General features: G+C 49.0%; 31 protein-coding genes and 2 tRNA genes. 15 read left to right on the top strand and 18 right to left on the bottom strand.

The features are described from left to right. Positions 1–50: 50 nt before the first annotated feature. Together purN and purM are read right to left on the bottom strand one after the other, a co-directional pair. On the bottom strand, positions 51–692 hold the full coding sequence (gene purN, locus QUF18_RS11135) for a phosphoribosylglycinamide formyltransferase (RefSeq protein WP_289387140.1): 642 nt from the start codon (positions 690–692) through the stop codon (positions 51–53). Further along, a complete protein-coding gene (purM, locus tag QUF18_RS11130) occupies positions 689–1789 on the bottom strand; it encodes a phosphoribosylformylglycinamidine cyclo-ligase (protein ID WP_289387139.1) in 1101 nt (366 codons plus the stop codon). The genes purN and purM overlap by 4 nt, the downstream gene beginning before the upstream one ends. Positions 1790–1825: 36 nt before the next feature. Between purM and QUF18_RS11125 the strand changes: the two genes are divergently transcribed. The 3 genes from QUF18_RS11125 to hdaA all read left to right on the top strand — a co-directional run bounded on the left by QUF18_RS11125 (position 1826) and on the right by hdaA (position 4252). Further along, on the top strand, positions 1826–2014 hold the full coding sequence (locus tag QUF18_RS11125) for a hypothetical protein (protein ID WP_289387138.1): 189 nt from the start codon (positions 1826–1828) through the stop codon (positions 2012–2014). Between the two features lie 212 nt (positions 2015–2226). Next, positions 2227–3291: an AI-2E family transporter gene (locus QUF18_RS11120; RefSeq protein WP_353074511.1), complete on the top strand. Its 1065-nt coding sequence runs from the start codon at positions 2227–2229 to the stop codon at positions 3289–3291. A gap of 232 nt (positions 3292–3523) precedes the next feature. Continuing rightward, positions 3524–4252, top strand: coding sequence for a DnaA regulatory inactivator HdaA (gene hdaA / locus QUF18_RS11115; RefSeq protein WP_289387136.1), 729 nt, complete (start codon positions 3524–3526; stop codon positions 4250–4252). A gap of 12 nt (positions 4253–4264) precedes the next feature. On the opposite strand, the gene QUF18_RS11110 is transcribed toward hdaA, so the two are convergent. Further along, positions 4265–5098 carry a hypothetical protein gene (locus QUF18_RS11110; protein ID WP_289387134.1) on the bottom strand — a complete coding sequence of 278 codons (834 nt, stop codon included), beginning with the start codon at positions 5096–5098 and terminating at the stop codon, positions 4265–4267. A gap of 303 nt (positions 5099–5401) precedes the next feature. Between QUF18_RS11110 and QUF18_RS11105 the strand changes: the two genes are divergently transcribed. The 3 genes from QUF18_RS11105 to QUF18_RS11095 all read left to right on the top strand — a co-directional run bounded on the left by QUF18_RS11105 (position 5402) and on the right by QUF18_RS11095 (position 6731). Next, a complete protein-coding gene (locus QUF18_RS11105; RefSeq protein ID WP_289387131.1) occupies positions 5402–5833 on the top strand; it encodes a COG4315 family predicted lipoprotein in 432 nt (143 codons plus the stop codon). 87 nt (positions 5834–5920) lie between these two features. Next, positions 5921–6376, top strand: coding sequence for a GNAT family N-acetyltransferase (locus tag QUF18_RS11100; protein ID WP_289387130.1), 456 nt, complete (start codon positions 5921–5923; stop codon positions 6374–6376). A 94-nt stretch (positions 6377–6470) separates the two neighbouring features. Further along, the gene (locus tag QUF18_RS11095; RefSeq protein ID WP_289387128.1) at positions 6471–6731 is read left to right on the top strand and encodes a DUF2171 domain-containing protein; all 261 of its coding nucleotides are present in this window, start codon (positions 6471–6473) and stop codon (positions 6729–6731) included. Between the two features lie 63 nt (positions 6732–6794). On the opposite strand, the gene QUF18_RS11090 is transcribed toward QUF18_RS11095, so the two are convergent. Together QUF18_RS11090 and QUF18_RS11085 are read right to left on the bottom strand one after the other, a co-directional pair. Continuing rightward, the gene (locus QUF18_RS11090) at positions 6795–7409 is read right to left on the bottom strand and encodes a methyltransferase family protein (protein ID WP_289387127.1); all 615 of its coding nucleotides are present in this window, start codon (positions 7407–7409) and stop codon (positions 6795–6797) included. A 141-nt stretch (positions 7410–7550) separates the two neighbouring features. Then, positions 7551–7883 (bottom strand): YnfA family protein, encoded by a 333-nt coding sequence (locus QUF18_RS11085; protein WP_289387126.1) that lies wholly within the window; start codon positions 7881–7883, stop codon positions 7551–7553. 237 nt (positions 7884–8120) lie between these two features. Here QUF18_RS11085 and QUF18_RS11080 point away from each other — a divergent pair, with 237 nt between their 5' ends. Next, positions 8121–8702, top strand: coding sequence for a hypothetical protein (locus QUF18_RS11080; RefSeq protein ID WP_289387125.1), 582 nt, complete (start codon positions 8121–8123; stop codon positions 8700–8702). 78 nt (positions 8703–8780) lie between these two features. Here QUF18_RS11080 and QUF18_RS11075 read toward each other — a convergent pair whose 3' ends face one another. Further along, positions 8781–9896 carry a linear amide C-N hydrolase gene (locus QUF18_RS11075; RefSeq protein WP_374806803.1) on the bottom strand — a complete coding sequence of 372 codons (1116 nt, stop codon included), beginning with the start codon at positions 9894–9896 and terminating at the stop codon, positions 8781–8783. 182 nt (positions 9897–10078) lie between these two features. Between QUF18_RS11075 and QUF18_RS11070 the strand changes: the two genes are divergently transcribed. Continuing rightward, complete coding sequence (locus tag QUF18_RS11070; RefSeq protein WP_374806805.1) at positions 10079–10915, top strand: hypothetical protein; 837 nt, start codon at positions 10079–10081, stop codon at positions 10913–10915. A gap of 47 nt (positions 10916–10962) precedes the next feature. Here QUF18_RS11070 and QUF18_RS11065 read toward each other — a convergent pair whose 3' ends face one another. From QUF18_RS11065 to QUF18_RS11035, 7 genes are all read right to left on the bottom strand, one after another. Next, positions 10963–11547 carry a type VI secretion system-associated protein TagO gene (locus QUF18_RS11065; RefSeq protein ID WP_289387122.1) on the bottom strand — a complete coding sequence of 195 codons (585 nt, stop codon included), beginning with the start codon at positions 11545–11547 and terminating at the stop codon, positions 10963–10965. 64 nt (positions 11548–11611) lie between these two features. Further along, the gene (locus QUF18_RS11060) at positions 11612–11992 is read right to left on the bottom strand and encodes a hypothetical protein (protein WP_289387121.1); all 381 of its coding nucleotides are present in this window, start codon (positions 11990–11992) and stop codon (positions 11612–11614) included. A gap of 98 nt (positions 11993–12090) precedes the next feature. Continuing rightward, the gene (locus QUF18_RS11055) at positions 12091–12837 is read right to left on the bottom strand and encodes a GGDEF domain-containing protein (protein WP_289387120.1); all 747 of its coding nucleotides are present in this window, start codon (positions 12835–12837) and stop codon (positions 12091–12093) included. Between the two features lie 192 nt (positions 12838–13029). Beyond that, positions 13030–13106: transfer RNA gene (locus QUF18_RS11050), tRNA-Arg, on the bottom strand. Between the two features lie 25 nt (positions 13107–13131). Beyond that, entirely contained in the window at positions 13132–13437 is a 306-nt protein-coding gene (locus QUF18_RS11045; protein ID WP_289387117.1) for an ETC complex I subunit, read from the bottom strand. A gap of 98 nt (positions 13438–13535) precedes the next feature. Continuing rightward, positions 13536–13612, bottom strand: a tRNA-Pro gene (locus tag QUF18_RS11040). Between the two features lie 188 nt (positions 13613–13800). Next, the gene (locus QUF18_RS11035) at positions 13801–14979 is read right to left on the bottom strand and encodes a cystathionine beta-lyase (RefSeq protein WP_289387115.1); all 1179 of its coding nucleotides are present in this window, start codon (positions 14977–14979) and stop codon (positions 13801–13803) included. 331 nt (positions 14980–15310) lie between these two features. Between QUF18_RS11035 and QUF18_RS11030 the strand changes: the two genes are divergently transcribed. The 5 genes from QUF18_RS11030 to QUF18_RS11010 all read left to right on the top strand — a co-directional run bounded on the left by QUF18_RS11030 (position 15311) and on the right by QUF18_RS11010 (position 21077). Next, the gene (locus QUF18_RS11030) at positions 15311–16126 is read left to right on the top strand and encodes a phosphatase PAP2 family protein (protein ID WP_289387114.1); all 816 of its coding nucleotides are present in this window, start codon (positions 15311–15313) and stop codon (positions 16124–16126) included. Positions 16127–16401: 275 nt separating this feature from the next. Further along, positions 16402–17433 carry an amino acid ABC transporter substrate-binding protein gene (locus tag QUF18_RS11025; RefSeq protein WP_289387113.1) on the top strand — a complete coding sequence of 344 codons (1032 nt, stop codon included), beginning with the start codon at positions 16402–16404 and terminating at the stop codon, positions 17431–17433. A gap of 348 nt (positions 17434–17781) precedes the next feature. Then, on the top strand, positions 17782–18975 hold the full coding sequence (locus QUF18_RS11020; RefSeq protein ID WP_289387112.1) for an amino acid ABC transporter permease: 1194 nt from the start codon (positions 17782–17784) through the stop codon (positions 18973–18975). A gap of 1 nt (position 18976) precedes the next feature. Beyond that, the gene (locus QUF18_RS11015; RefSeq protein WP_289387111.1) at positions 18977–20131 is read left to right on the top strand and encodes an amino acid ABC transporter permease; all 1155 of its coding nucleotides are present in this window, start codon (positions 18977–18979) and stop codon (positions 20129–20131) included. A 175-nt stretch (positions 20132–20306) separates the two neighbouring features. Continuing rightward, complete coding sequence (locus tag QUF18_RS11010; RefSeq protein WP_289387196.1) at positions 20307–21077, top strand: amino acid ABC transporter ATP-binding protein; 771 nt, start codon at positions 20307–20309, stop codon at positions 21075–21077. A 55-nt stretch (positions 21078–21132) separates the two neighbouring features. On the opposite strand, the gene QUF18_RS11005 is transcribed toward QUF18_RS11010, so the two are convergent. Further along, entirely contained in the window at positions 21133–21510 is a 378-nt protein-coding gene (locus QUF18_RS11005) for a glyoxalase superfamily protein (protein WP_289387110.1), read from the bottom strand. Positions 21511–21724: 214 nt separating this feature from the next. On the opposite strand from QUF18_RS11005, the gene QUF18_RS11000 reads away from it, so the two are divergent. Further along, positions 21725–22105 carry a GNAT family N-acetyltransferase gene (locus QUF18_RS11000; protein WP_289387109.1) on the top strand — a complete coding sequence of 127 codons (381 nt, stop codon included), beginning with the start codon at positions 21725–21727 and terminating at the stop codon, positions 22103–22105. Between the two features lie 6 nt (positions 22106–22111). On the opposite strand, the gene QUF18_RS10995 is transcribed toward QUF18_RS11000, so the two are convergent. Further along, a complete protein-coding gene (locus tag QUF18_RS10995; protein WP_289387108.1) occupies positions 22112–22474 on the bottom strand; it encodes a VOC family protein in 363 nt (120 codons plus the stop codon). 16 nt (positions 22475–22490) lie between these two features. Further along, a complete protein-coding gene (locus QUF18_RS10990) occupies positions 22491–23018 on the bottom strand; it encodes a GNAT family N-acetyltransferase (RefSeq protein ID WP_289387106.1) in 528 nt (175 codons plus the stop codon). A gap of 128 nt (positions 23019–23146) precedes the next feature. On the opposite strand from QUF18_RS10990, the gene QUF18_RS10985 reads away from it, so the two are divergent. After that, a complete protein-coding gene (locus QUF18_RS10985) occupies positions 23147–23569 on the top strand; it encodes a VOC family protein (RefSeq protein ID WP_289387104.1) in 423 nt (140 codons plus the stop codon). Between the two features lie 9 nt (positions 23570–23578). Here QUF18_RS10985 and QUF18_RS10980 read toward each other — a convergent pair whose 3' ends face one another. Both QUF18_RS10980 and QUF18_RS10975 read right to left on the bottom strand, forming a co-directional pair. Continuing rightward, positions 23579–24817: an FAD-dependent monooxygenase gene (locus QUF18_RS10980; protein WP_289387102.1), complete on the bottom strand. Its 1239-nt coding sequence runs from the start codon at positions 24815–24817 to the stop codon at positions 23579–23581. A gap of 193 nt (positions 24818–25010) precedes the next feature. Continuing rightward, on the bottom strand, positions 25011–25268 hold the full coding sequence (locus QUF18_RS10975; RefSeq protein WP_237122276.1) for a zinc-finger domain-containing protein: 258 nt from the start codon (positions 25266–25268) through the stop codon (positions 25011–25013). Between the last annotated feature and the right edge of the window lie 338 nt (positions 25269–25606).

The raw sequence follows: 25606 nt of genomic DNA, 5'->3' as shown, positions 1-25606 counted from the left end.
TAGGGCATTATCGTGGCACGTTAAGAAAAATTTAACAATTTGTCATTTTGTCAGACGCTAATCAGCACCTGTGTTGCTAAATTGTCATGTTTTTCTGGCTTCATATCGGCTGCGAAATTATGCAAAGCGAGCGGATAAAGCTGGTGTTCTGCAATCAGAACGCGTGCTGCAAGCGTATCTGCCGTGTCACTATTGTGAATGGCGACCGCGCCCTGTGCCAAAATCGGCCCCTCATCCATGCCTTCTGTCACCAGATGCACGGTGCATCCGGCCAGTTTCATGCCGGCATCCAGCGCACGCTGATGCGTGTGCAGCCCCGGAAACAGCGGCAGCAGAGAAGGATGAATGTTGAGAATACGTCCCGCAAAAGGCGCAATAAACCGGCCGGAAAGCAGGCGCATATAACCTGCGAGGCAAATAATATCCGGTGCAATCTGTGCCAGTTGCTCAAGAATGGCATCTTCATGCGCTTGCTTGGAGCTGTAGTCTTTACGGGCGTGAACATAGGTGGTGATACCTGCGGTCTGCGCTTTCACCAGACCGCCTGCATCATGCTTGTCAGAAAATACGGCAACAATCTCTGCCGGATAATCCGGTGCCTGTGCGGCGCGGATCAGCGTCTCCATATTGGAGCCGCCGCCCGAGATAAAAATAACGACCCGTTTACGCGGCGTTGCTGACGTTGGACTCATAGGGAGAGCGTACCCTGATAAACAACGCCCTGATTATCCGCATCGCGTGCGATCATACGGCCGAGTGTGACAACAGTTTCGCCTTCAGCTGTCAGCGCAGCAGCAACAGTTTCAGCTTTATCGGCCGGTACAACAACAATCATGCCAACGCCGCAGTTGAAAGTGCGCAGCATTTCGTGGGCTTCAACACCGCCGGTTTTGGCCAGCCATGAGAAAACAGCCGGAACCGGAATAGCCGAAAGATTGATTTCTGCGGCCAGTGTTTCAGGCAGCACGCGCGGAATATTGTCCGGAAAACCACCGCCGGTAATATGTGCCAGCGCCTTGATCGCACCGGTCGAGCGGATAGCGGAGAGCAGGGATTTTACATAAATGCGGGTTGGGGTGAGCAGGGCTTCACCAAGTGTCTGACCGGCTGCGAAAGGCGCAGCATCCTGCCAGCTAAGGCCGGAGAGTTCGACAATGCGGCGCACCAGCGAGAAACCATTGGAGTGAACACCGGAGGAGCCGAGACCGAGAATAACATCACCGGCTTCCAGATCACCGGCAGGCAGCAACTGACCACGCTCTGCCGCACCAACAGCAAAACCGGCCAGATCATAATCACCATCACGATACATGCCCGGCATTTCAGCGGTTTCACCACCGATCAGCGCACAACCGGATTGCAGGCAGCCTTCGGCAATACCTTTAACAATAGCTGCACCCTGTTCAGGATCGAGTTTGCCGGTGGCAAAATAATCGAGGAAGAACAGCGGTTCTGCGCCCTGTACCACGAGGTCGTTGACGCACATGGCAACAAGGTCAATACCAACCGTATCGTGACGGTCTGCATCAATAGCGATTTTCAGCTTTGTACCAACACCGTCATTAGCGGCAACCAGAACCGGATCTTTAAAACCTGCGGCTTTCAGATCGAATAATCCGCCGAAACCGCCAATTTCACCATCCGCACCCGGACGGCGCGTGGAGCGTACCAGTGGTTTGATCTTATCGACCATGCTGTTGCCTGCATCAATATCCACACCGGCATCGGCATAGGTCAGGCCATTTTTCGCGTCAGCGGCTGAAGTGGATGGGGTTTTCGACTGTGGCATTGGTAGCTCCCGATACACAGCGCAGCCGGAAGGCCGATGGAAGAACGGCAGGGCAGGCTGCGGTTAATGCTTCAAGCAGGCGCAATGACACGAGATTGCTTTATCCGCAAGCATCTTTCGTCATTTTTAACTGATAAACACCATGTTATGAGAAGAGCAGAGCATATTTCGGTGCCGGTTGGTTCTGTCAGGCGATCAGTATTGATTAATCAGGCAGTATCTTGACCACAGGTGGCAGCGCGACATATTCAAAACTTTTAATCCAGTGGCGGTTTTATATGAGCAAATCAGCGAGCACTCCCCCTAAGACGCCGTCATCACGCGCAGCGCATGATAAAAGTGAAGCGCTTGTATCGACGACAGAGCAACAGGTTCTTATTCCTGCGGGTGAGCATGAGGTGCGGCTGGATGTTCAGGTGCATGCTATAGGCGCAAGTATGCGCAAACAGGCATTTTTCTGGGTATTCGCAACGATAGTTTTCGTGCTGTTCCTGACCGTTTTCAGCTCAATTTTGCTGCCTTTTGTGGCGGGTCTGGCGCTGGCCTATTTTCTTGATCCGGTGGCTGATCGTCTTGAACGCTTCGGCATGTCACGTTTGCTGGCGACCTGCGTTATTCTGATTACTTTTGTGGTAGCGCTGGTTTTGGGGCTGATTATCATTGTGCCGGTGCTGGTAACGCAGATGGCCGAATTTATATCGAAATTCCCCGGCTATTTCACCCAGCTGCAGGCTCTGATCGCGCATCAGGATTCGGAATGGCTCAAAAAATATCTCGGCATGAACAGCACGGTCATTCAGGATAATCTGAGTGGTTTCCTGAAACAGGGCGCGAGCTTCCTTACGACATTGCTGCAATCGCTGTGGAATTCCGGGAAATCCCTGATCGATCTTGCAGGTCTGTTTGTGGTGACACCGGTGGTGGCTTTTTACATGCTGCTCGACTGGGATCGTATGGTCGACAAGATTGATTCATGGGTGCCGCGCGATCATGTGAAAACTGTACGCCAGATTGCCCGTGAGATGGATGATGCCATTGCCGGATTTATCCGCGGACAGGGCACATTGTGTCTCATTCTCGGAACATTCTATGCCCTCGGCCTGACGCTGACCGGTTTGAACTTCGGCCTGTTGATTGGTTTGTTTGCCGGTCTGATCAGCTTCATTCCTTATATCGGGTCGATTGTCGGGTTGGTGCTGGCAATTGGCGTGGCGCTGGTGCAGTTCTGGCCGGACTGGATCATGGTTGTTGTTGTGGCCTGCGTGTTCTTCACAGGGCAGTTTATCGAAGGCAATATTTTGCAGCCGAAGCTGGTTGGAAAATCCGTTGGTCTGCATCCGGTCTGGCTGATGTTTGCACTTTTCGCCTTTGGTTCGTTGCTGGGCTTCACGGGGATGCTGATTGCAGTGCCTGCTGCTGCCGCTGTTGGAGTGCTGGTGCGCTTTGTGATTAACCGTTATCTGGAATCTCCGCTCTATAAGAGCAGTAACGGCGAGAACTGACATAAAGTTTTCAACAGGTCTATCCACAGGCATGTGTGTCACGGGGATAAGGTTGAACAACCGGCGCAAACGCGCCGGTTGTGCTTTTCTAACGGCAGCAAAGCAGCTACTGCTTACATCAGGCCTTGTGTACTGAATTGTACCGGATAAGGCTAAGATTAGAGTACAATACAGCTTAGACACCGTCTTCAAATTATCTTGACCGATAGGCGGGACGGAATTTTGGGTAATTATGTCTGCAGAGCACCGACAAATTCCGCTCATACTTCAGCATGAGCCGGGCTTCACACGCGATGATCTGGTTGTCACCGGATCGAACCGTGCGGCAGTTGATCTGATTGATCGCTGGCCGGACTGGCCGTCGCCTGTGGCACTGCTTGTCGGCCCTGCCGGTGCGGGAAAAACCCATCTGGCCGCTATTTGGCGCAGCCAGAATGATGCCGTGATTTTAGACCCTCATGATATTGATGCGCAGTCGCTGGAGATTGCAGCGCAGCGTCCGGTGCTGATTGATGATATCGGTGCGGAGGATTTTGATGAAACCGGTCTGTTCCATCTGATTAATACCATTCGCCAGACGGCAGGTAGCTGCGAAAAAGGCCAGTCACAGGCATCATTGCTGATGACATCGCAATTGCAGCCGTCGCAGTGGAAGGTCTCATTGCCCGATCTGATCTCGCGTCTGAAAGCGGTGACGATTGTCGATATTTCCGAGCCGGATGATTATCTGTTGAGCACAGTGATTTATAAGCTGTTTGCCGATCGTCAGGTCAGCGTTGATTCGGTGGTTATCAGCTATATTGTCAGCCGTGTGGAACGCTCGCTAGACAGTGTGATTGTGCTGGTCGATCTGCTCGACCATATGGCTTTGCAGCAGAAAAGCCGCATCACCAAGGCGCTTGCAATGCAGGCTTTTCAGGCAATGGCAAATGCCCTGCCTGAAACTTCTGCTGATAGCTGATTTTCTTATATTTTATTTGCCGACGGGCTGCTGCGGATAGACCGGAGCAATAAGTCCCGTATTTTGTGGTTTATCATTGGTGCTTTTTGTTACAGGTGTAGGGCGGATTGAGCCTGTGGTGATAGCGGATCGCTGCGGAGCAACAGCGCGGGAAGCAGCGGTTTGTCTTGGCTGGTTTTTGAAAATCAGCTGATCTTCCTGTACCCAGCCGATAATATTGGTGGATGGCACAACCACACGATGCCAGCGCCCGACTTTGGCATAGGAGCGCATTTCACGCCCTTTTTCCACGCGCCCGACTGTTTTAGCCTGATCCCATGCTTTTTCACGAATAGTCAGAGCTTGTTTTGCAATAATCGCTTTGGGGATTTTGAATGCACCGCTGGCATGGCGGCTATTATCTTCAGGAGCGGTTTTACCAACCGGTGGCAAAGCTGGCATAGCTGATTGCGCGGCAGGCTTAGGCGGAACAATCTGAGCAGCCGGTTTGTTTTCAACGCGTGGTGCAAGAACCGCGACTTGTTTTTGCTCGCCGACATTGACCAGCGGCCTGCGAATTGGTGCAGGTGCTGACGGTTCCGAAGCGCGAGTCTGAGCAGTTTTGCTCTCGGTAGATGTGTTGCCGGTTTTAGCTGCAGGCGGATTTGTGCGTGCAACAGAACTGTTGTTGGTGCGGAACAGGCCGGAAACACTCGCTGTCGGGCTACGACTTTGTGATGTTGCCCAGAGAGCTGCCGCACCCAGAGCAACAATGGCGCCGACTGTTACAACGGCTGCTGCCGACTGGCCGGAGCTTTTGCCACGGGCGGGGCGTTTCTTGCGGGTGGTGGACTTTCTCGGAGCCATATGTCTGCGCCTTTATACCGGTCAGCATTCAGATGCACTGAACCAAGCTGAGTATTTCGAATCTGCTTGCACCCAAGCTACCGCCTGAATCTTCGTATTTGGTTACTATGCTCACCTTTTGTTCTGGGTAATGCGGATAAAATAACTTATTTTAGGCACAAATTCGGCCAGAAACTGTCCCGAAGCAGGCGCAGCATTTTCGCCGCGACCAATGCTGGCCGCTCCCGATTTAACCCGCCCTCTGCCGCCGTGTCTTACACGATAAAACCTATGTCGAGGGCAATATGGAGCGAATGAGACAAAATGAAAAAGCTTGTTTTGGCATTAAGTGTTCTGGGACTTTCAGTTGTGCCGGTTTTCGCGGCGCAGACTTCTGCAACGAAGAGTGAAGCAAAAATAGAGCAGGTGGCTGAAGCACTGGCTGGCGGACATGGTAAAATGACGGAAACAGTCGGTGGTAAAATCCTCACCACTGCCGCAGGTCATACGCTTTATACTTTTGACAAGGACAAAAATGGTGCATCCAGTTGTGATGCAGCTTGCCTGAAAATCTGGCCGGCTTATCACGCCTCTGCCAAGGTAAAAGCGGCCGCCCCTTGGACGAAAGTAAAAGCCACCGATGGCAAAGATATGTGGGCTTATAACGGCAAGCCGGTTTATACCTATATTAAAGATAAAAAGACCGGTGACACAGAAGGCGATGGTGTCGGCGGTAACTGGCACATCATTAAATGATTTTGAGGCTGAAGAGCGCACAGGTTGCATACTGCCTGTGCGCTCGTGCTATAAACAGGCAAATATCTGACGAACGGAGGAGAAGATATGGAGCCTGTTTTCCGGCGTGCTGAGACACGAGATCTCACTGTTATTATCGCAATGCTGGCTGATGATGTTCTGGGTGCAGGTCGTGAGGATTCGTCGGTTCCTCTGAATAAAGCCTATCTTGACGCCTTCGCCGCGATTGAGCGCGACGACAACCAGTTTTTGCTGGTGGTGGAATGTGATGGCGAAGTTGCCGGTTGCCTGCAACTCAGTTTTATTCTTGGTCTTTCAAGGCTCGGCATGTGGCGCGGGCAGGTGGAGAGTGTGCGCATTGCTGCGGCTTTTCGCGGGCAGGGGCTTGGCGAGAAAATGCTGCAATGGGTAATTGAGGCATGCAGGGAAAAGGGCTGCGGTCTGGTGCAACTCCATACAGATGTTGCGCGCAAAGATGCGATCCGTTTCTATGAAAAGCTCGGCTTTAAAGCCAGCCATGCGGGTATGAAACTGGCTTTGTAAAAATATTTCCAATTGCCTGCATCGAATGTATGGTTGCTGCGTTACTCAAATACAGAGTGATTTCTCTGAACAGCTTTGAACAGGAGATACAGCAATGGTTGATACTGCTAAAATCAAAGAGCATTTTGAAGTTATCGGAGCAGATGGTGTTCATGTCGGCACAGTGGATCATGTCGAAGGCGAGCGGATCAAGCTGACCAAAAAAGACAGTGGTGCAGGCGCTCATCACAAGCATCACCACTATATTTCATTGGGGCTGGTTGCTGATGTTGAGGGCAATAAAGTTCGCCTGTCGGCCAATGCCGATGTTGCAATTACCTTTGAAGAAGAAAAAGACGGCAAGGCGACTATGTAACGCCACGCTGTTCTGATGATGACCAGCCCGCCATGTGAATGGCGGGTTTAATTTTATGTGGCTCTAGTAAGTGTAGAACAGGATCGGAATGAAACCGGCAGACTGCAAATGCTCAACGGTTTCAAAAAACGGAAATGCTACAAAAAAGACCAAACCATCAAAGAAGGTATTGTAGAGGGTTTTAGGGCGGATAGTCAGAGTTTCAACGTCGCGATAGTCTGAAAAGCGCGGGAAAAACCGCGGTACGTCTGTTTTGTAATCACGATAAGACTGGCCGAATGTATTTTCCAGATAGCCTTCCTCTGCCAGAATAACGAACAGGAAGGTGACATAGCAGGCCACAGCAAGCAGGAAGGCTACGCCAAGGCTGCCGGTCAGACAGCCGATGCCAAATGCGCCAATCGCACTGAAAACATAAAGCGGGTTGCGGCTCAGAGAATAGGGGCCGGTGCGGATGATCTGTGCACCCTTATGGCCACCGATATAGAGGGTGCACCACATACGCCCAAGAATAGCGACAATGATGAAGCCAAGGCCGAAGGCTTCAATATATTCGTGAATGCCACTTGGCCATGCGGAGCGTACAAAAAGCAGTGCAAGAAACAGAAGAGCAATAATAATTGCCACAGCGATGCGTCGGCGTGCCTGATAGCGGCTCATTTCTTTCATGGATTGCATAAGACAGAACCTGTTAAGCTGGATTATGAAATGCTCAATAGTTTTCTTAAAACAGACCACTGTTGAGAATGGTCTGTTCTCCTATTTCCTTAAAAGAAGCTAAATTTATGTTCGCAATATTAAGGGATCATAATGTTGGTTCTAACCACGTGGGCCAAACAAAATAATACCCGCTCCTGCAAGCGCCAGTACCCCGCCTGCAATGTCCCATTTATCGGGAGAGAAATCTTCTGCAAATTTCAACCATAACAGCGAGGCGATGATATAAATGCCGCCATAGGCTGCATAGGCACGCCCCGCAGCTTCAGTGTCGATGAAGGTGAGCAGCACGGCAAACAGGATGAGTGATGCAATGCCCGGCAATAGCCACCAGACAGATTTATCCAGCCTCAACCATGCCCAGAATGCGAAGCAGCCTGCAATTTCTGCAAGGGCTGCAAGGGAGTAAATCAGAGCCTGTGCTACGGGTTTCATATGACCGGAATTTCCTGCTGTCTGTGATGTTTGTGAAAACATAATAAACATAGCGGATTAATAAATTTCATGACGGAACAGAGAGTGATGAGATTGTTCATTTCCTGTTCAAATTCCGTATTCTAGAAACAGTGCTAAGAGCATATATTGCTGTAAAGATTTGGGTGATTTGGTTCTGTAACTTGAAACTAAACATCTCTGTTGCGAAGAATAAACTCATATGTTGAGGAAGATAAAATGAACACAGCGTCGATTGCGACTAATTTGTCCCGCATTATGCTGTTTCTGGCTTTTGCAGCCGGAATATATACCGTTGATACCGGTTCTGCTTCGGCGCAGGAGGTTCAGGTCTGTGCAAGAGAAGGCGGTGTTTGCCGGATTCCTTACCCGACTGAAGTGATCTACGGCAATGGCCGACGCGTTACCTCCCGCTTTATCAATCAGCCGGAAGTACGTTGCTCGAATTCTGTTTTTGGCGATCCGGCACGGGGTGCAGGTAAAGCTTGTTCCTATGTCGTGCGTGATGAGGGGCGCAACCGCGGTGGTTATCGTGGCCGTGACGATTACGGACGCAATGATTATGGTCGTGGCAGGGACAATCATGGCAATGGTGGTTACGGGCGTGGCCGTGATCGCGGTCAATGGCAGCAGTGCGCACGCGAAGGCCAGTATTGCGAATTTTCTGGTCGCAAGCGGGTTCGTTACGGCACAACAGACCGCTATGTAGAGCGTGAATTCCGCAATGGTGTACGCTGTGACAACCGTGCTTTCGGTGATCCTGATCGCGGTACAGCAAAAGGCTGCTATGTACTGGATTAATCCGGCACACCGAGCGCGAGAGATATAAAAAAAACCGGAGCTGAAAAGCTCCGGTTTTTTATTGATGAGATTTGCTTGTTACTTGGCAAAATCAACAGATGGCGGTGTGAGTTTTGGTGCCAGTGGTGCTTTTTTCAGCTCTTTGGCATCAAGATCAAAGCTGTTGATGTCAATGCCGCGCAGAACCTGATCATCATACATTTTGACATAGTAAGTATGGTTCTTCAGATCTGCAATGGTCGACCACTGTGTATATTCCAGCGGGATTTTCAGTTCTTCAGCAGTCTGAATCCAGCCCTTCGGAATGTCGAAATTGTTGAGAATGTGCTCGGTCAGACGCACGCCTTCCGCACCGTTTGCTTGATTTTCTACAGTCTGTACATAGGCGGTTGCGCGTACAAAGCGCGATGGCGGGGTTGAATCGCCCGGAATACCGAGCAGACCGGAACCCTGACCAAGCGGTGTGAAGGCCATGCCGCCAATTTTCAGTGTATCGGCATTGAGCGGAGACATTTTCAGATAATTTCGGAGATTGGTCAGATGCCAGTCAAAGGATGGTGAGTTGGTCATAACGCCAACCGGATTGTCATAGATTTTGAGCTTGCCATCAACCGGCTCAATCACAATGGATGCACCGCTTGCATCGTGAATAGTATAATGAAGCGGCGGGACAAAGCCCATTTCCGGCTGCACGAGATCGATAATGCTCATGTCCTGAATGGCGGCTTTGACTTCTTCAACCGTTGCGAAGTTGGTCAAAATCCAGCTCAGTACATCCCATGGTGCCAGCGATTTTTCTTTGTCGGTTTTAGTGCCATCCGCATAACCGGCAAATTCAGGGAAATACAGAACGCCGCCTGCAAGTCCTTTTTCGTTCATGCCGTCAACAAGTGTGGTTTCTCCCAGCGCATTCATGCCGATAGCGCCGTATTTGCCTTGCCAGCTCATGCCCGGCTTGCCATCTGCACCGGTGGTCTGCAGCGTGTAGGCACGCGGAATGACCAGCGCATTGGATTTCAGCTCAATGCCAAACTCCATGGTGCGGGCATAAATGCCGCTGCCATCGGTGGTTGGCAGCAGGAAGCTTGTGCAGGCAGCAGCGGCATATGGTGCGGAAACCGCAGCAATAACTGTGAGAGCTGTCGCTGATTTAAGAAGTTTGTTCTTGAGGAAGTTCGGGAAACGCGAGGTCAAAAGGGTTCTCCTTCCAGAAAATAATGCAATCTTCTAACACGCAGTGTGTAAATCAGATATGAAGAAATCTATTGATAATTTTGATTTAATCTTGATTTTATTTAACGAATTTTACAAAATGAAAATATAAATATTGCTGATTTATTGTTTTAAAGTAAATACTTATTGAGGGGCGGCAAAACATGAAGTGTTTATCAAGTAAGAGCGCTGCGCATGTTATATTAGTGGCATGTATAAGTACTGTCAGTGTTATCAGCGGGCAGGCTTTTGCGGCTGATATATTAATGCCGCAGCCCGTCAGTAAATTTGATGGCCGGCGCTGGAGGGTGATAGTCAGCCCGTATATTTGGGCAGCTTCACTCGACGGCCATGCGAATATTCTCGGGCGTCGTACCAATATTGATGTGCCGTTTTCGGATATATTCAAAAATCTTGATTTCAGCGCTATGGGAAATATCGAAGTCACCAACGGGCTTTATGGTGTATATTTTGACGGACAATATACGAAAACCAGTCAGGATGAGCAGTTCCATTCGCAGACTTTAGGCGCAGATATCACTATGACGTCTTTGTCCGCTGGTGCTTTTTTCCGCGCTTATGAAATGCCGTTGGAAGGCGAGACTGTTTTTGGCGGGCAACGGGTGTTTGCATTTGAGCCGACCGTCGGTGTGCGCTGGACACAGCTCAAAGTCGATTTCATGCTGGATCGCTGGTCAGAAAAGCGCAAGCTGCAATGGACAGATCCCTTTATCGGTGCCCGTATTCAGGCTGATTTGAGTGATCGCTGGAATCTGTTTGCTGAGGCCGATATTGGCGGGTTTAATATGGGGTCTGATTTGAGTGCGCAGGGGCAGGCTTATCTCGGCTACCGCACACATATCTTCAATCAACCGGTTTTGTTGCGCTTTGGCTATCGGGCACTGTATCAGGACTATGAAGGCGGGGATATTCTCGGCCATAGCTTTAAGTGGAATGTCACGGAACATGGCCCTGTTGCCGGTATTTCACTGGTATTTTGAAGGCGTTATTTTCATATGCCATTTGCCTGATGCGTTCAGGCAAAACACTATTCCCAATTGCAGGCTTGGGAGATTTTTCCGGTCAGGTCTTCAACATTGGCGAGGTCAAAAACAGCCTCAACCGGTGGATTGTCGATTTTTACAGTGAGCGTGCTATCGTTTTTCAATTGTTTGATAAAGGACATGGATTCTTCATCAGACCATAGGCCGACAGACAGGAAATTGGCTGAGCGCTCCCAGTAGCCGGTCTGTGATGCATTGCTGTTCACTGAGTAAGTGACCTTTGCAGTCTCAGATGCAGCGGAAGTTCCTGTGGTGATAATGGCTGAAGTCACATCATTCTGACACCGTAAACCCAGCGCAATCGAGTCGAGCATGACGATTTTGTTTTCACTACCTCTTGGCAGTAGAAAGCCTGAAATCTGTACACTGCCATCAATGGCAGATGTGGTTTCACTGATGTGCCAGTTCTGAGGCGGATAGGGTAGCGGATTTTCAGGGAAAAACCTGTCGAAGCAGGCCAGTCTTTGTGCTGAGTCTGTTATGTTTGCGCATGTTTGCGGGGAGGTTTGAGCTATTGCTACGCCTGACCATGCAGCTAAACTCGCAATACTGAGTATTAAAACGCGCATTTCTACCCCCGTATAGCGCTGGAGACCTATCCGGCAGAAAGTAAATCTGCCGGATAAAGCTGGCTTATTTTTTGCGGCGCAGCAGGCTGCCGATACCGCCTAGCAAAAGGCCAATGCCGACACCAATCAAACCAAAGCTCAAGGCATTGGAGCCGATATCTGACTGATTGGCAGAAGCAATAGACTGTGCAGTATTGGCAGCGCTTGAGTTGTTGGCTTTGGCATCCATCATTGCGACCATGCCCGGCTCATTGCATTTTGGCAGCAATGCGGTTTTCGCTTCTTCGCTATCACCATAAGTGTCGAGAATAATTTTCTCACAACGCTGCTGATCGGCAGATGACACTGCACTGGTGCCGAATTGCATATAGAGACCGCCTGCAAGAGCGAGGGCACCAACGACAGTCAAAACCATGGAACGGGAGGAGGAGTTTGCCTGAGCCATTAAGATTACCTTTTAATATGAATGTAATGGATGAAATTTGTTGACTGCTTGTCTCATCAAGCAACTTACGGATATCGGGTGTTAGCAGATAATCCATGTTACGCAATAATAAGATTACGTCCCTGACGTTTTGCGATGTACATTTTCTCATCTGCTTCAAGTAATGCCCGCTCAGGATTGAAAGCAGTTTCACAAATAGTCACGCCGATACTGGCGGTCATCCTTACATTATCGTTGTTTGGTGCAATGATGCGTAGCGCACTTATTTTTTCACGTAATTCTTCTGCATAGCGATAGATGTAGTCGGGATCAGCATTTTTTATAAAGACACCGAATTCCTCGCCGCCAAGTCTGCCGGTGATCGCTTTTTTCTCAGTCAATCGCTTGAGTAATTGCCCGAGGCGCCGCAATGCAGCGTCACCGGTTGCATGGCCATAGGTGTCATTGATGGTTTTGAAATAATCCAGATCAATAAATAGCAGGCCGCCGGAATGTCCGGTTTTGCTGATTGCAAAAAACTCGTCAAGAAATGTTGCGCGGTTGAGTACGCCTGTCAGGCTATCCTCTCTGGCGAGTTTCCGTAATAATATATTGGCTTGTTCAAGCGCATTTTGGGCTTTGAGGGCGTCGTCTTTTGCAATTTTTAGACGCTCAGAATTCAGATAATGCAGCGCAGACATCGGAATTGCGGTGGCGAGCGGGCACGCAATCGTCATGACCAGCCCAGCACCTGCGAGTTGGCCACCCATCATGGGTACAAAAATGCTGGTTATGATTAGTGTAAATGTTAAGGCGAGCGCACCAGTCAGGACTGCTTTTAATAAAACCCGCCAATAATTAATCATGATGAATGCTTCAAGACTTTTAAAACAATACAAATATTTTGTTGCATCGTTCTCTTAGCACGGCGCAAAGAATTGCAATAGTGAAACCATACGGAAATCACTGTCATAAAAGCCGGACGTAATTATTAAAGATATTCAGAAAAGGATGGGACAGGCAGAGCCTTGAAAATCAATGTAATGGAATACAATGAATGGCGATCCCGACTGGATTCGAACCAGTGACCTACGGCTTAGAAGGCCGGTGCTCTATCCAGCTGAGCTACGGGACCGCAAATGTCAGTCGCGGTACTTAAATTAGTGCGTCCAAGGCTGCTCGCGGTCATAACGGAAATTATCCGTATAAGAGACTTTGCGGCGATTGGCTTCTTTAGGCTCTTCAATGCGGTAAGGAATGCCGTATTTCTGCGCATAAGCGAGAGCCTCTTCAAGGCTTTCAAAGCTCATACGAATCTGGCTCTTCATGTCGCGGGAAGATGTATAACCCATTAGCGGTTCAATTTTGCGGGCGACTTCAGGCTCATATTCAAGAAACCAGGCTTCGGTTTTGGCTTTACCGGATTGCATGGCAGTCTTGGCTGGACGATAAATACGGGCAACCATATTCATATACCTCAGGGCACAAAAGCGACCGTCAAATTTTAGATTTGCTGGTCTGTTAAACGAGAGACAAAAATTACTATAAAAATCAGTATTTGTCATGGTCGGAGCGAGAGGATTCGAACCTCCGACCCCCTGATCCCAAATCAGGTGCGCTACCAGGCTGCGCTACGCTCCGTTATCCTCTAAGGACAAGATGTGTCTAGAGTTTTCGGTGCCGAAGTGCAAGAGGCAAAACAACGGTTTTGACCGAAAAGCATGAATGTCACACTATAAAAGAGGGGACAAAAGCACTGTTTTGTCTCCTCTTTTGATTGATTGCGGTTTTTACGGATGATTACGCCGCATTTTTAAACAAAAACAGTTTCACTGTGGCAGGGCTGTCGTGAGTCCCTGTTGCAGATCATTGATAAGGTCCTGCGTATCTTCCAGACCGATTTGCAGACGGATCACCGGCCCTTCAAAGCTCTGTGCTGCAACGGTACGATCACCGAGATAAACGTGAACTGCCAGACTTTCATAGCCGCCCCACGAATAACCGAGACCAAAGAGCTGCAAGCTGTCGAGCAATTTATGGGCTTCTGCTGTGCCACCGGACGCCAAAACAATAGAGAATACACCGCTGGCGCCTTTGAAGTCGCGTTTCCACAAAGCATGATCCGGATGGCTCTCAAGAGCCGGATGCAGCACACGGGCAACTTGTGGCTGCTGCTCAAGCCAGCGGGCGATCGTTAACGCGCTTTGTTGGTGATGATTGAGGCGCAGCCCCATGCTGCGCAAGCCGCGCAGAATCTGATAGGCATCATCGGAATTCACGCACATGCCAAGAGCGGTGTAGGATTCTTCCAGACGTTTCCAGCATTTTTCATTGGAAGAAATCATACCAAACAACACGTCGGAATGACCTGACGGATATTTTGTGCCGGCATGGATGGTAATATCAATGCCGAAATCCAGCGCTTTCAGATAAAGCGGTGTCGCCCAGGTATTATCCATCATGGTGATGATGTCGCGTTCACGGGCAACTGCAACGATTGCCGGAATATCCTGAATTTCAAAAGTGTTGGAGCCCGGTGATTCTGTGAAAATCACACGGGTATTCGGACGGATCAGGTTGGCGATATCACCGCCGATATGTGGCGGATAATACTCAACATCAATACCAAGACGTTTGAGCATGGAATCTGCAAAACGGCGCGTCGGATTGTAAATTGTATCAACCAGAAGAACGTGATCACCTGTTCCTAGAAAGGCAAGCAAAGGTACTGTTACTGCTGCAAGGCCGGATGGCACCAGCAAAGTGCCTGCGGAACCTTCCAACTGGTCAATCGCCTGACACAAAGCATCCGTTGTCGGTGTACCGTGTGTGCCGTAGGTATATTTCTGGTTCTGAGATGCCATGGTTTCAGCATCTTTGAACAGGACAGTAGAGGCGCGTACAACCGGCGGGTTTACAAAGCCGTGAAATTCGTAGGGATCATTGCCGCAATGTGCGAGCATTGTATTGATACCTAAATCTCCTGCCGGTTTTCCTGATTTGACCATAAAAACGCCTCCTGCTGCCTGTTAGTCTGCTTTGCCATAAGTGAGTCTCATTGATACGGGCAGAAATACCGATGCACTTTGTTGAAAAATATTGAATTTTCAACGCGTTGTATGATTCTGTATTTCTGCTCTCGGCACGACGAGACCGGATGGCGGGACTAGAGCATAATCCTTGTTTTTTGCCGAGGGCATTATTCTTTCAAAAAGCAAATCAGAGGAAGTAATTTTTCATATTGCGAAATTATTGTCTGAGTTGAACTAATTATCCGGCGTGTCCGGTTGCTGATGTGAGTGTTTGATGAGTTTACGATACGAATTTTCAGAATTTAAAATGGCAGTGCAGACGGGGCTGAAACGCCGCAAAGCAGAGCAGCAAGCAACCGAAAAAACTAAATTATGGCCGCTGGTCTTAACCGTTTCGGCTATCGTGATTCTGATCATTGCAGGCGGCTTGGCATCATTTGATGGTGATTTGTCCCGCGCGGCTGTCTCTGCAGAATGGCGGCCGGTACTGCTGCTGAAAACGCTGACCAATCTGGTGCTGGCTGCGCCTTATATTGTGGTGTTTTCAATAGTTATCGTCACCACTCTGATTGTTCGGAATAAACTACGGATGCAGGAAGGCTTTCGTCTGAAAGTACCGGAAGCACTGCAAAAACATAATCATATGGGCACGATTACCGGTCAGAGCCTGTTTGCTGTTTCTGCCATTTTGGGAGCAGGGCTGATTGTAAATATTCTCAAATATATTGTCGGGCGGCCGCGTCCGCATTTGCTGGATACCGTCGGCCCTTTCGGTTTCAAGCCTTTTGATTTCAGCTATCATTATGTGAGTTTTCCGTCTGGGCATGCCTGTACCGCTGCGGTCTTGGCGACTTTGCTGGCTTTGTGGTTTCCACGCTACCGGATTGCAGCCTATGCGGTGTTGGCTCTGATTGCTGTGAGCCGTGTTTTTGTTCAAGCGCATTATCCGAGTGATGTTTTGGTCGGTTTCACGATCGGTGCCATTACAACTTTGATTCTGGCACGTTTTATGGCGCAATGCGGCTTGTTGTTTCGTCTGGAGCAGGGGCGGGTGTTTCCGGTTCTTAAAACTAAAATAGCCAGAAAAATCAAACAGACAGCACGGGAGAACAGCGTTTTTTGATGCTGCGCTCTTAGGACTATAGTTGTGTGTAGACACTTTTCCGTGTCTGCACTCTTGACCTGTTCAAAATAATAGCTTTCGATAGAGGAACTTAATAGGCATCCGCCTTTGTTAAAGCGGGCAGCAGGTTGAACTGCCGGATAAATTCGGTCGATTGAGCCTGCTAAGACTGTTAGAATATCCGGCGTAATAATCATTCGTCCGGATTTTACAGAATGCAAAATTGATTTTTGAATGCTGATTATAAGTTTAACGATAAAGAGGGTGAGCATCATATGAGAAAGTCAACTTTCCTCAAACTGGCCGGTCTGGCTGCTTTGACCTTTACAACCTCTGCTGCTGTTGCCGGCACATTGGACGATGTGAAGAAAAAAGGCTTTGTACAATGTGGTACAAATACAGGACTTCCGGGCTTCGCTGCGCCAAATGATAAGGGCGAATGGTCAGGTTTTGACGTGGACTATTGCCGTGCGGTGGCTTCTGCAATTTTCGGGGATAAAACCAAGGCTAAATTTACACCGTTGAATGCTAAAGAGCGGTTTACAGCGCTGCAATCCGGTGAAATCGATATTCTCATCCGCAATACGACATGGACGATCAGCCGAGATACGTCTCTGGGCTTGGAATTTGCCGGTGTGAACTACTATGACGGCCAGGGTTTTATGGTCAATAGTAAGAAACTTCCGGATATTAAATCCGCGTTGCAGCTTTCCGGCGCATCCATTTGCGTACAGGCTGGTACAACGACCGAAATGAATATGGCTGATTATTTTAAAGCCAATAAAATGGAATATAATCCGGTCGTTTTCGAGAAAATCGAAGAGGCAAATGCCGCTTATGACAGCGGTCGTTGCGATGCTTATACTACCGATCAGTCCAGTCTATATGGCGTGCGTCTGTCGCTTTCCAACCCAGACGACCATATGGTTCTGCCGGAAATCATTTCCAAAGAGCCGTTTGGCGTGGTTGTCCGTCAGGGTGATGCACAATGGGCCGATGTCGCCCGCTGGGTTCATAACGCACTTCTGAATGCAGAAGAATCCGGTATTACGCAGGCGAATGTCGAGGAAATGAAGAAGTCGGATTCACCTGAAATAAAACGTCTTCTCGGAACTGAGGCCGAGACAAAGATCGGTGTTGATCTCGGACTTGAAAATGACTGGGTTGTGAAGATCATCAAGAATGTCGGCAATTACGGCGAGATTTTTGAACGCAACATCGGCACAGGTAGCCCGCTGAAAATTGCTCGCGGTATCAATGCTTTGTGGACTAAAGGTGGTCTGCAATACGGTATTCCGATCCGTTAATATTATAACGACTGAGAAATGCGCCTGCATCATGTGATGTGATGCAGGGCAGTTCTTTGTATCAAATCTATGTATTTAATCGTTTTATTTTAGACCGCATGAATATGTCAGCCTTTACTGACATGATGTGAGAACAAGCGCGCATACTGAAGGCCGTGAACGGCTTTCTACAAACAGCGTGTAAAATTAATTGGCTGGAAGATTGTGCCGCAGTTAGCGGTATTAGCCCGCATGACCGAAGTCCCCGTTTTATAATTATAATTTTATAATCCTGCTGAAGACAAAGAACAGGGGCATTTTAAATATCTGGTCAAATATCAGGGTCTGACAGCAGAGAATGAGGTGCGCATGGCAGATCAAAGCGCCGTAACCGGCAAGCGACAAGAAACGCAAGTTTCTCTCCTGAATAATCCGAAAATACGCGGATTATTTTATCAGGCTGTTGTTTTTATTTCAGTTTTTGCTTTGGTTTATTGGATAATAGGAAATACTGCTGCAAATTTGCAGAGATTGAATATCGCGTCAGGTTTTGATTTTTTGAAAAGCCGCGCAGGGTTTGACGTTAGTCAGTCACTCATTAGCTATGATGCGGATTCAAATTATGCGCGAGCCTTTTTGGTTGGCCTGTTGAATACACTTTATGTAGCTATCTTAGGTATTATCACCGCTTCGATTATCGGGTTTCTGGTTGGTATCGGCCGGCTCTCGGGAAACTGGCTGATCGCTAAGATTTGCACGATTTATGTCGAGATTTTTCGTAATATTCCGCCGCTACTGGTGATTTTCTTCTGGTATTTCGGCGTCTTATCGGTTCTGCCGGACGTACGCGGCAGCTATGCACTACCATTCGATACTTACCTGAATAAACGTGGCTTTTTCTTTCCGGCAATGATCTGGGGGGATAAAGGCTGGCTCACTTTAGCGGCTTTTATAGTCGCTGTGGTTGTTGTCTTTATTATTCATCGTTGGGCGCGTTTGCGTCAGATGAAAACCGGACAGATTTTTCCGTTCTGGCGTAGTGCGGTTGCTATACTCATAGGATTGCCTGCGCTGGTATTTATCATAACCGGCATGCCGGTTAGCTTTGATATGCCAAAACTCGGGGCTTTCAATCTGACTGGCGGCACGCAGGTAAAACCGGAATTTTTGGCACTTTATCTGGCCCTGTCATTCTATACGGCCTCCTTTATCGCTGAGACTGTGCGCGGTGGTATTAAAGGCGTCAATAAAGGTCAGTCAGAGGCTGCCGCAGCGCTGGGTTTGCGCAGACCACAGGCCATGCGGCTTGTTGTAGTGCCGCAGGCGCTGCGAATTATCATTCCGCCGCTCTCCAGCCAGTATCTTAATCTGACCAAAAACTCATCTCTGGCCATCGCTATCGGTTATCCGGATTTGATGGCTGTGGGTGGCACGGTGCTCAACCAGACAGGGCAGGCGGTGGAAGTCGTCGCGATCTGGATGGTTGTCTATCTTGGCATCAGCCTCATCACATCCGGTCTGATGAACTGGTTTAATGCAAAAATGGCATTGGTGGAGCGGTAAGATGACAAATGTGAACGATCATTATATTCGCCAGCAAATGGTTGAGCCGATGCCTGCACCTGCCAGTCAGAAAGGCGTTGCCTCGTGGCTGAAGGAAAATCTGTTTTCCGGCCCGAAAGACAGCATATTAACAATCATGGGTCTGTCTTTGATCGTCTGGTTTTTGCCGAGTTTGATTAATTGGCTTTTCGTCAATGCTGTCTGGGTTGGTACAGATCGCACATTTTGCACGACAACAGTGCAGGGTGGCTTGCAGCCAGAGGGCTGGTCGGGCGCCTGCTGGGCATTTGTCGATTCTAAACTTCAGCAGTTTCTCTATGGGCGTTATCCTGTCGATGAACGCTGGCGCGTGCAATTGGTCACGCTGGTTTTTGTGATCTTGCTGGTGCCGATGCTGATCGGAAAGCTGCCTTACAAAAAGCTGAATGCGCTTTTGCTATTTGTCGCTTTTCCGATTTTTACCTATTTTCTGCTGGTCGGCGGTTCATTTGGACTTCGTTATGTAGAAACCTCACTCTGGGGTGGCCTGCTGGTCACGATGATCCTGTCGCTCGTCGGCATTAGTGTGTCCTTACCGATGGGTGTTTTGCTGGCTTTAGGGCGTCGCTCCAATATGCCGGTGATTAAGGCCTTTTGTGTCATCTTTATTGAGGTTATTCGTGGTGTGCCTCTGGTCGCTCTGCTGTTTATGGCCAGTGTGATGTTGCCGTTGTTTATGCCGCCAGGCACAAACTTTGATAAGTTTCTACGTGCGCTGGTCGGGGTGTCACTCTTTGCTTCCGCCTATATGGCTGAGGTGATCCGTGGCGGGTTGCAGGCCATTCCCGCAGGGCAATATGAGGGCGCAGACTCGCTCGGTCTGAGCTATTGGCAGAAAACATTGTTCATTATCATCCCGCAAACACTGAAAATCGCGCTTCCGGGGATTGTGAACACGTTTATCGGCTTGTTCAAAGACACAAGTCTTGTTTACATTATTGGTATGTTCGATCTGCTTGGAATCGTCAGGCAGAATTTTTCGGATGCCACTTGGGCAAGTCCGCAGACACCGGCAACGGGTCTTGTTTTTGCCGGATTTGTATTCTGGATTTTCTGTTTCTGTATGTCGCGATATTCGCTATATATGGAACGAAGGCTGGATACGAGCCATCGGTAAACAGATGCGGAAAACCGGGAGTTGGGGTTCTGCAAAGCTGCACGAATAAGGAGATGGCTTTGCTCAGATGAGCAAGGTCATGCAATTGGGAAAATCATAGGCCTGTTGATCGGGCTGGTGATCAGTGAGGGAATACAGAATGAGCATGCAATCGGGCGCTTTGCTGAAGCCGACGATGGAAGAAACGGGAGCAATCATGGAAATATCCAAAACCGATGTCGCAGTCGATATTGTCGGAATGCATAAGTGGTATGGCGAATTTCATGTGTTGCGCGATATTAATCTGCGCGTGATGCGCGGAGAGCGTATTGTTGTTGCAGGGCCTTCCGGTTCCGGTAAATCAACCATGATCCGCTGCATTAATCGCCTTGAAGAACATCAGAAAGGCCAGATCATTGTTGACGGCAAAGAGCTGACCAATGATCTGAAAAAGATTGATGAAGTGCGCCGCGAAGTCGGCATGGTGTTTCAGCATTTCAACCTGTTCCCGCATCTGACAATTCTGGAAAATTGCACGCTTGCGCCGATCTGGGTTCGCAAAATGCCGAAGAAACAGGCTGAAGAAATTGCGATGCATTATCTGGAACGTGTCAAAATTCCGGAACAGGCCAATAAATATCCGGGGCAGCTTTCCGGTGGTCAGCAGCAGCGTGTGGCGATTGCCCGCTCCCTGTGCATGAAGCCACGCATTATGCTGTTCGATGAACCGACTTCAGCGCTTGATCCTGAAATGGTCAAGGAAGTGCTGGATACGATGGTTGGTCTTGCAGAAGAAGGTATGACCATGATCTGCGTAACCCACGAAATGGGCTTTGCGCGTCAGGTTGCCAACCGCGTGATCTTTATGGATCAGGGGCAGATTGTTGAGCAGAATTCACCAGCCGAATTCTTTGACAATCCGCAGCACGAGCGTACCAAGCTGTTCCTCAGCCAGATCCTGCATTAATTTTCATGTAGATATTAAAACACCCGCAATGAAAATTGCGGGTGTTTTTTATTGCCTATTCATCATGCGGGCCTTCGCAAAACTGGATACGATTGCCGAAAGGATCAATCACAGCCAGAACCCGACCCCATGATTGAGTTTCAATACCGGGGCGCAGAAAGCGGTATTGACGGCTGCTGATTTCCTGATGCAGGCTATCAATCCCCTGCATACGCACAAAAATATTGGCGCCGGGGCTGCCGTCACCATGATGTTCGCTGAGGTGCAACACCAGATTGCCGCGCGAAATCTGCATGTAAAGCGGCATATTCTCTGCAAAACGGTGTTCCCAGTCACATTGAAAGCCAAGATAGTCGAGATAAAATTCTTTGGCTTTATCAATGTCGAAGATTCGGAAAATCGGGCAGACCTGTTCAAACTGAACGGATTTCATAAGGTTTTCTCCGGTGTGTTTCGTGACAGATTATAAATCTTGCTACAGCATAATTCCTTAAACTTGAATCAGTTTAAGGTAAAATTATGCTGTAAATGCAAAGTGTTAGAGTGACCTTTGAGCGCCCGAAAGGGCGCACGGCGCTCAAAAAAATCATGTTAAAAATATGCCGGAATTTGGGAGTGAGAATTTGCAATATCAGTGGCGGAACCAGTTGGAACAGAAACATCATCAGAGTTTTTATACGCTCTACACAAAGGAATGGTGGACGCAGAACCGCTCTTATGAAGATGTGATCAACATGCTCACGCATTGCGACCTGATTATCGCTTGTTGCGATATGCAGGATCGTGTGGCTGGTTTTGCCCGTGTACTGACGGATTATACATTTAAAGCGCTGATTTTTGATGTAATTGTCGATGAAACAACACGCGGGCAGGGGCTGGGACAGGAAATTGTTAAACGCATTATCCAGCACCCTGATCTGCAAAAAGTTCAGAGTTTTGAACTTTATTGTCCTGAACGGTTAATTCCGTTTTATGAAAAACAGGGCTTTGTCAGAGGTTCTTCCTGCCTGATGTTTCACCAACCATAATCGTGTTTACAGTTTCTGCATCAGCTCGATACGATTGCCAAATGGATCATTGATATAGGCACGAAGATAGCCGATCAGTGGTTCATCCTCTGTCGCTTCTACCTGATGTTCCGCAAGCATTGTCAAAAATGCTGCCAGATCATCGACCAGAAAAGCCGAATGTGCTTTTTGTGCAGGTGCAAAGCCACGCTCGACGCCCAGATGCACTTTGACAGCTCCCAGCTCAAACCAGCAGCCACCGCGACCCGCGAGATTGTCCGGTTTTGGCACCTCTGCCATACCTAATATATCTGCGTAAAATGCGCGGGCTTTATCTTCTCCACCGGCAGGCATAGCAAGCTGAATATGATCCAGACCGAGTATCGCCATTACGCTCTCCTTTTATTCAGGCAGGCAGAACCTCTTGTATCAGCACATAGTTTTCATGGCGTTCACCGGGAAGTTCAAACCAGATTGTGCCCTGCCTTTGGAAACCTTGTTGCTTGTAGAAGTTTAATGCAGGGTAATTATCATGCAAGACGGAAAGCCAGATATGGCCGATATTTCGGTCAATTACGGCCTCTCTGGCCTGTTGCATGAGGGCGGAGCCAATGCCGCATCCTGCATGACGGGTTCTGACATAAAGCGTGCTGATCTCTGTGGCTGTTGTCAGCGCATCCAGGCTTTCAGGCTTTGCACTCTCATAATCAATGACAATATAGCCGAGCAGATGACCATCTTGTTCCGCAAGCATAATCTGCTTTGCACGATCCGTTATCATCTGTTCAAAAGAGTGCGGCGTAAAACGCTGCAAAACATAATCTGCAAAAACATCACTGATACCGGCTTTGACATAGGTATTCAGCCAGACCTCTATGGAGAGCGCTGCAAGTTTGATAGCATCAGAGACTGTAGCATTACGATAAATTATCAAATCCGGCCTCCCGTCTAAATTCGTATATTTTCTTGCATTATGCTGAAACTGTCGCAAATTTAAACAAAAAGTATTAGCGCAAAAATCGATGACCCCTCTGATGCGGTCAATTAAAGGAGGAGAGAAAAATGAGCAGGCAGATTTTTGTCAATTTTCCCGTCAGCAATCTTGCAGAAGCGACAGCGTTTTATGAAGCTGTCGGGGCACAAAAGAACCCGATGTTCAGCGATGACACTGCGTCCTGCATGGTCTTCACAGACACAATTTATGTCATGCTGCTGACCCATGAAAAATTTCGTCAGTTCACGCCGAAGAGCATCGCGGATGCCCGTGCGGTGAGTGAGGTTCTGATCTGTATTTCTGCTGCTGAGAAACAGGAGGTCGATCAGTTCATCACTAAGGCCGTCGCTGGAGGTGGACGGGCAGATCCGTCACCGGTGCAGGATTATGGCTTTATGTATGGCCGTAGTTTTGAAGACTTGGACGGCCATATATGGGAAGTGATGTGGATGGATATGGAAGCAGCCAAACAGGCTATGCCGCAGGAGTAAAACGACGCCTCAGGCCGTAATATCCGCTGCATCATATTGATAGAGCCAGTCGAGATCGCGCAGGAAATCGTCCGGCTTACGCAGTTTGAACATGATATTGCGGCCAAGAGCAACGGGCCCGCTGGCGTGATAGGCAAAGCGGTTGAGCTTTCCGCGGCGGGCAACCTTGGCAATGCGTGCCAGTCGCTGCTTTTCAAAGGCGGCGAGGGCAGCACTATGGTCGCTTTGCTCGGGTGACAGATGGGCGGCCAGAGAGGCTCCATCCTCAATGGCCATTGCCGCGCCCTGTGCTGCAAAAGGTGTCATGGCATGGGAGGCATCGCCAAGCAGGATCAAACGCTTGTCTACAACCAGCTTCGGCTCCGGCATTTCAAACATTGGCCAGAATGTCCATTGCGGTGCGGCTTGCAATACATCGCTGACAGCTTGTGACCAGCCGCTGAAGCTGCGGATTAGCGCCGCGCTGTCGCCTTTCATATCCCAGCTGGTGCCGATATCTTCACCATCGGTAATGGCAACAAAATTATAGGCTTTGCCGTTTTTAATCGGATAGGCAATCAGATGAGCGCCCTGACCAAGCCATGCGGAAACGCTGAGTTGGTCTTTCAGTACCGAGAGGAAGCTCTGCGGAACCTGCTCAATCGGCAGGGTGGTGCGCCAAGCAATATGGTCGGTAAACCGTGCACGGCTTTCATCAGCCGGTTTGTTTTGCGAGACAATACCGGCGCGCTGGGCAGACCAAACACCATCACAGCCGAGCAGCAATTGCCCGCTATAGTCACTGATCTGGTTGTTGAGATCAACGCGAATGGTCACCTTGTCCGCCGCAATATGATGCGACAGAACATTGGCACCGAGATGCAACGTAATTTTAGGGTGTGCACGCACGGTCTTGAGCAATGCGGCCTGCAAATCTGCGCGGTGGCAGGTAATGTAAGGTGCGTTCCAGCGCTGTGCAGCCTGGCTCCCAAGTTCCATGCGGATCAGCGGCTGTGCTTTCACGCCGTCCATCAGATACAGCGCTTCAGGGCTGACGGCCTGCGTCAGCAGATCATGCATCACACCCAGACGCTCAAGCAGACGGGTGGCATTGGGTGCAAGTTGTAATCCGGCACCCACTTCAGAAAGAGCAGGTGCTTTTTCCATCATCAAAACGGAAAAACCACGATCGGCTAGTGCCAGAGCCGTGGTCATACCGGCAAGGCCGGCACCGGAAATGAGAATACGCTGGTCGTTCTGATTTTGCATGGCGCCCTCAAACTAATAAAGCATGAGCCGGAACTGTCTGAACGGAAAACCCGATCCGGCGAACAATTCCCGCTCTGATCTTTGCAGTACTACGAGCCGGAAACAGAATAGATCAGCAAATTATGCTGCACTATGATTCTGGTTCGTATTCAAAGGTGAAAACGGGGCGCTTTTTCACAACGGCTAAGCGGAATTATTCCGCTGCTGCAACCACAGGGTCACTGTATGTGCAACCGGCAGGCACAGTCTGTTCTGCGCTAAGCGATGCATCGTGACGATAAAGGGTTGAGCAATAAGGGCAGACAACTTCTTCTTCATCGCCCATATCAAGGAAGACATGCGGGTGGTCGAATGGCGGATTAGCACCGACGCACATGAATTCTTTAACGCCGATACTGATGGCATTGTGACCTGCATCGTTCTGGAAATGAGGAATAATATGATCTGACATGGGACAACTCCAGTGATTGCATCACCTTATAACATTTATGCTTTGAGCGGAATCACTCGCACCATCAATGCGGTAACAACAAAGCGTGAGAGTGATAACTGGAAGAACCTTATCCGGCACCGCTCAGACGCATAATTTTGCTCTGATGTATCGCGAATAGAGCAGGAGCGGAAGTGTTTTTTATCGTTTCCGCTTTAATCTCCGCTTTGTTAAGAATTTGTCATGCAGAATACACAAATGAACCGTAACAGGATCACTGTTTTGAGGATCGAATATCGCGCGGACTTCGCAGCGATTTCAAAGGGGTTTTAAACGTGTCGCATAAAAAAAGTCATGGC

This window comes from Pseudochrobactrum kiredjianiae (assembly GCF_030362795.1).
In the GTDB taxonomy this organism is placed as follows: Bacteria; Pseudomonadota; Alphaproteobacteria; order Rhizobiales; family Rhizobiaceae; genus Pseudochrobactrum; species Pseudochrobactrum kiredjianiae.
Note: the sequence above shows the minus strand (reverse complement) of the source record. Positions and strands in the feature narration are given on the sequence as shown.